Consider the following 4,614-nt stretch of genomic DNA (forward strand, 5'->3'; position numbering starts at 1 on the left):
TGGCATAAAATCCTAAAAAAAGTCTTGTTGATGAGCTGAACACAATTTTTAAAACTTATAAAAATGGAGATTCAAATCAAATAATTAAAGACTTTATAGAATTTTGTGAAATTTATAAAGAAAGAATTTATAATGATGATAATAAAGTCATAAATTCCTTGTGGTATTTGAGATGGAGTTTTTACTGGAAGTCTATTGTATTAACGGCTATTAAAGAAAATTTTACCAGTATAGATAGGCTTTTGATCTTAATAAGGCGTTTTTACTATCTTTACTGGATAGCCGGATATACTTTGAATAAGATAAAATATATTTCATTCAGGATGATAGAATGGATAAAAGATGGTAAGGATATTGACTATATTAATAGTGAGCTAAATAGCAAATTAAGTAATGATAAAGTTATTGAATACGTAAGAAACGAGTTATCTGGTGATTTATATGGTAACTCTTGGGCTAAGCCATTATTGGTCACCATAGAATATAGCTTAACGGATGATAGCAAAGAGGTATTTATAAGACTTGACGAGGTTCAAATAGAGCATATATTGCCGCAAAAATATAATAACTCAAATGATTGGAAATATATAAGCAAAGAAGTGGCGGATAGATGGTTAAACACCGGTGGAAATTTAACTTTATTAAGCGGTTCAAAGAATAGTTCGGCTGGTAATTGCGGACTTGGCTCAAAAATAGATATTTATCGCGGAAATACAAAAAATATAATAAAAACACTGGTGTAGTTGCATTTGAAATGACAAGATTAATCGTGACTGATTTTGAATGCAATAAATATCAGGGGCAATGGAATGAAAAATCAATTCAGGATAGATATGATTGGTTCCGCGATAGAGTAAATGAAATTCTTGATATAGACTTATAAAAGGAGCGAAAATGAATTTTTTAGAATCGATGAAATTTCGTCACGCATGCAAGGTCTTTGACGAAAACAAGAAAATCAGCGCGAGCGAATTTGACTTTATTTTGGAGGCCGGCAGACTAAGTCCTAGCTCGGTTGGGCTAGAGCAGTGGGACTTTTTAGTCGTGCAAAACGAGCAGCTCAGGCAAAAGATCCGCGAAACCTCGTGGAATCAAGTGCAAATCACCTCTTGTTCGCATTTAGTAGTCATCCTTGCCAAAGTCGCTGAGGTAAAAAGCGTTGGCGAATATGTTGAAAAAATGATCGACCGCCGCGGAGACAAGGCACCCGAGATGATCGCCGCGAGGAAGAAATTTTACGGCGATTTTTTAGAGAGACGCTTTCATCGCGATGACGAGCTAGTTTTTCACTGGTCGAGCAAGCAGTGCTACATCGCGGCGGCCAAATATGATGACCGCGGCGGCGAGCCTAGGTATCGACAGCTGCCCTATCGAGGGCTTTGACGCAGCGGCTTTAAATAAAATTTTAGGCCTTGACACGAGCAAGCAGCGCGTGTGCCTCATGGTGCCGTTTGGCTACCGCGTAAAACCGCAGCCAAAAAGATACCGCCGCGAACTAAGCGACGTCGTGAAGTGGGTTTATTAAATTTAGTAGCTATGCAAATTTAATGCGGTCGGCGCGAGCTTTACGCGATTTTGGTGCCGACCGAGTTTTAAATTTGAGTTTTTGCTGCTAAAAATTTGACGCAAATTTAAATTTGCCGAGACGACGAAAATAAAAAACGAACCGATAAAATCTATGTCGGTAAAGAAAGCGTGTGCCTAAGACGACGTGAAAGTGCCAAACGCAGTTTGTCATGCGTTTCTAGCGTTGCGGTAAATCTTTGTGCCGTATCTAGGTCGGTTGCAGTAAAACGTCGGCAGGTTTAGCGAAATAACCGCTTAAGGCAAAAAAGACGGCCGCGTGCTTATTTCGTGCGATATTTTATTTTATACGAGCGTGCATTGGGTCGCACTTCACGGTAAAAGTCGGCGTAAGCTAGTTGGGGCGCGCCCGTATTTATTTTGTGAGCGGCTCGGCAGATCGGCGAGATTTCAAATTTGCCGATTCTATCAATTCCAAATTTTAAGAATTTCCGACCGCGCAAATTTAGCCAAACTCAAATTCGGCTAAAAATTATCGCTCTGCCCGTTTAGCAGTTTGTCCACGACGTAGACGGCAATCTTTTTAGCGCCGTTCATGCTGATGTGCATGCCGTCGTCCTTGCGCAGCGGCTTTTTGTCCGCGCCCTCTTTTAGATACTTGCCGTTATCGCAGATCGCGCCGCTGATATCGATGTAGCGCGCGCCGTATTTTTGCGCCGAGTCCTTATAGATCAGGTTTAGCGCCTTCATTTTTTTGTCGAATTTCTCGCTCTTCATGCACGGTACTCCCAGCCACACGACCTGCGCGCCGTGCTGCCCTGCGATCTCGTAGATCTCGGCGATCCTGCCCTCATACGCCTCGCGCCACGCGTCGGTGCCAAAGTCCAGCGCCTGCTCGTCAAAGGTGTAGCTATAAGCGTCGTTTGCGCCAAAAAGCGCGAATATCAGCAGATTTTGCGGGCGATTTTCTAGGCCTGCTAGTGCCGCTTTTAGCTCCTCGCTCCAGTCGTAAAATTTCTTATTCGTTAGTCCCGTGCTTGCTTTTGCCATATTTTTGATTGAGATTTTGCTCGTTTTTAGAGCGTTTTCAAAACCCCAGCCAAAGCCTTGCATTATGGAGTCGCCTATCAAAATGACGCCCAAATTTTCGTTTAGCTCGATATCAAAAGTCGCGGATTTATTTATTTTGCTCGGAGCGCTCGGCGTTAAATTTGAGGCTAGCGAGCCGTTTTTGTCTAAATTTGAAACGGTTTTAGCAGGCGTTTGAACGCTTTGAGCCGTTAAATTCGCTTCTTTTATCGCGCCGATACCGGGCGTTAAATTTTGCGCATTTTGGGCGTTTAAATTTGACGGTTCGGCTTGCGATACGGTTAAATTTTGCTCCGTTTTAGGGCTGGTCGCGACCTGTTTTTTATCGCCCGAAAAAATGCCCGTAAGTTTATCGATGGCCGATTTTGCGCTCTGCAAGCCGTCCTCGGCCGCGCTTATAAATTTATCGCTCAGCGCCATCGCGCGCTCGTCCGTGATGAAAAAATCCTTTTGATATTTGGCTTCGTAGTAGTTTGACAGCGGTCGCAAAAATAGCGCAATCAGCGTAAAAAATGCGAGAAATACCCCAAAAAACGCTCTCATTAAAATCCTTGATATATAAAGTTAGGCATGCCTGACGGCATCAAAAAGTAAATAATTATCCCAAAAATCGCCAAAAAAACGGCTGAAAAAACAACGTTTATGTTTGCAAAAAATTTGACCAAAAGCGGATAAACGTCAAGCGCGGCGTACAAAAATACGAATACGAAAACGCCAGCAAATAGCGCGCAAATCGCAAGAAGCTCGCCGCCGGAGTTTCTAAAAATAGCTCCGATGTAGCGCACCGCCCCTTCAAAATCCATCGTGAAAAAGACCCAAACCATGCTCACGAAAATAAACGTAAAATATCGTCCAAGTATGGCCGAATTTAGCCACTTGCGCTCGCTGGTTAAATTTAAAAATACGACGCCAAGGCCGTGGATGAGCCCCCAGAGCAAAAAGCCAAGCCCCGCACCGTGCCAGACGCCTGAGATCGCAAAAACTAGCATAACGTTTAGCTGCGTCTGCGCTACCGTGCCGCGACTGCCTCCGAGCGGAAAATAGACGCACTCTTTGAAAAAATTCATTAGGCTGATGTGCCAATTTTGCCAGAAATTTTTTAAATTTCGCGCCGTAAAAGGGCGGTTGAAGTTTTGCGGTAAAACAAAACCACACATGAGTCCTAGCGCCGTCACGAAGTCCACGTAGCCGCTAAAATCGGCGTAAAGCAGCACGCTGTAGCCAAAAAGCGCGCCTAAAAGCTGCGATGCGGGCAGGGTGGGTGCGGCGAAAACGGGATTAACTATCTCGAAAAGATGGTTTGCGACGATGAGTTTTTTAAAAATCGCGGAGCACAAAAGTGCAAATATCACGGGGCTAGCGCGAAAAACTTTAGGGGAGTTTAATGCATCAAAAAATGGCTTTGGCCGTAAAATCGGACCCGAAATAATCGCGGCAAAAAAGCTAAGAAAAATCAGCGTATCAAGGTAGCTAGGCGCCTCTAGCTCGCCCTCTCGCACGGCCTTTAGCAGCAAAATGCTCATAAACGAATAAAACGAAATGCCAAGCGGAAGTGCGATGGTTTCGAGCCTCATGACACCAAATTTGATCGTGAAATATCCGCCGTATTTAAAAAACGCAAGCGCGCAAAGCACGAAAATAACGCCGGCGGCAAACGAAAACGCAGAGTCCTTGTTCTCGCTCGCCCTTGCGAAAAGAAAAATCGCCGTACTAAAGATAAAATTTATGATTAAAAATTTAAGTCCGAACGAGGCTAAAAAAAGGTATGAAAAGGCGAGCAAAACGGCTTTTTGCAGGTGCGGGCGTGTGTTTAAAAAATAATAAATCGGCCAAAAGATAAAAAAGCACAAGCCAAATTCTATGGAGAAAAGATTCATATCCTGCCTAAATTTTTGCGTAATTATATAAAAAAATTATTTTGGATTAGGTTAAATTTACGTTTGACGGGAATTTAAAATTTGAGTTTAAAACGGCTCGGGAATTAGCCTGCTCAAATTTGCG

At 43.0% G+C, this 4,614-nt stretch carries 3 protein-coding genes and 1 pseudogene; 2 read left to right on the plus strand and 2 right to left on the minus strand.

Annotated elements, in window-relative coordinates; all coding sequences use genetic code 11:
• The first annotated feature begins 293 nt into the window (after positions 1–293).
• Together Q0200_RS10525 and Q0200_RS10530 are read left to right on the plus strand one after the other, a co-directional pair.
• On the plus strand, positions 294–743 hold the full coding sequence (locus tag Q0200_RS10525; RefSeq protein ID WP_297941001.1) for an HNH endonuclease family protein: 450 nt from the start codon (positions 294–296) through the stop codon (positions 741–743).
• 151 nt (positions 744–894) lie between these two features.
• Positions 895–1,525, plus strand: a pseudogene (locus tag Q0200_RS10530) (NAD(P)H-dependent oxidoreductase).
• Positions 1,526–2,049: 524 nt separating this feature from the next.
• Here the strand turns inward: Q0200_RS10530 and Q0200_RS10535 are convergent.
• Both Q0200_RS10535 and Q0200_RS10540 read right to left on the minus strand, forming a co-directional pair.
• The gene (locus tag Q0200_RS10535) at positions 2,050–3,156 is read right to left on the minus strand and encodes a DUF459 domain-containing protein (RefSeq protein WP_297941003.1); all 1,107 of its coding nucleotides are present in this window, start codon (positions 3,154–3,156) and stop codon (positions 2,050–2,052) included.
• Entirely contained in the window at positions 3,156–4,490 is a 1,335-nt protein-coding gene (locus Q0200_RS10540; RefSeq protein WP_297941005.1) for an MBOAT family O-acyltransferase, read from the minus strand. The genes Q0200_RS10535 and Q0200_RS10540 overlap by 1 nt, the downstream gene beginning before the upstream one ends.
• Positions 4,491–4,614: the final 124 nt, after the last annotated feature.

Source organism: uncultured Campylobacter sp., assembly GCF_938045225.1.
Lineage (GTDB): Bacteria > Campylobacterota > Campylobacteria > Campylobacterales > Campylobacteraceae > Campylobacter_A.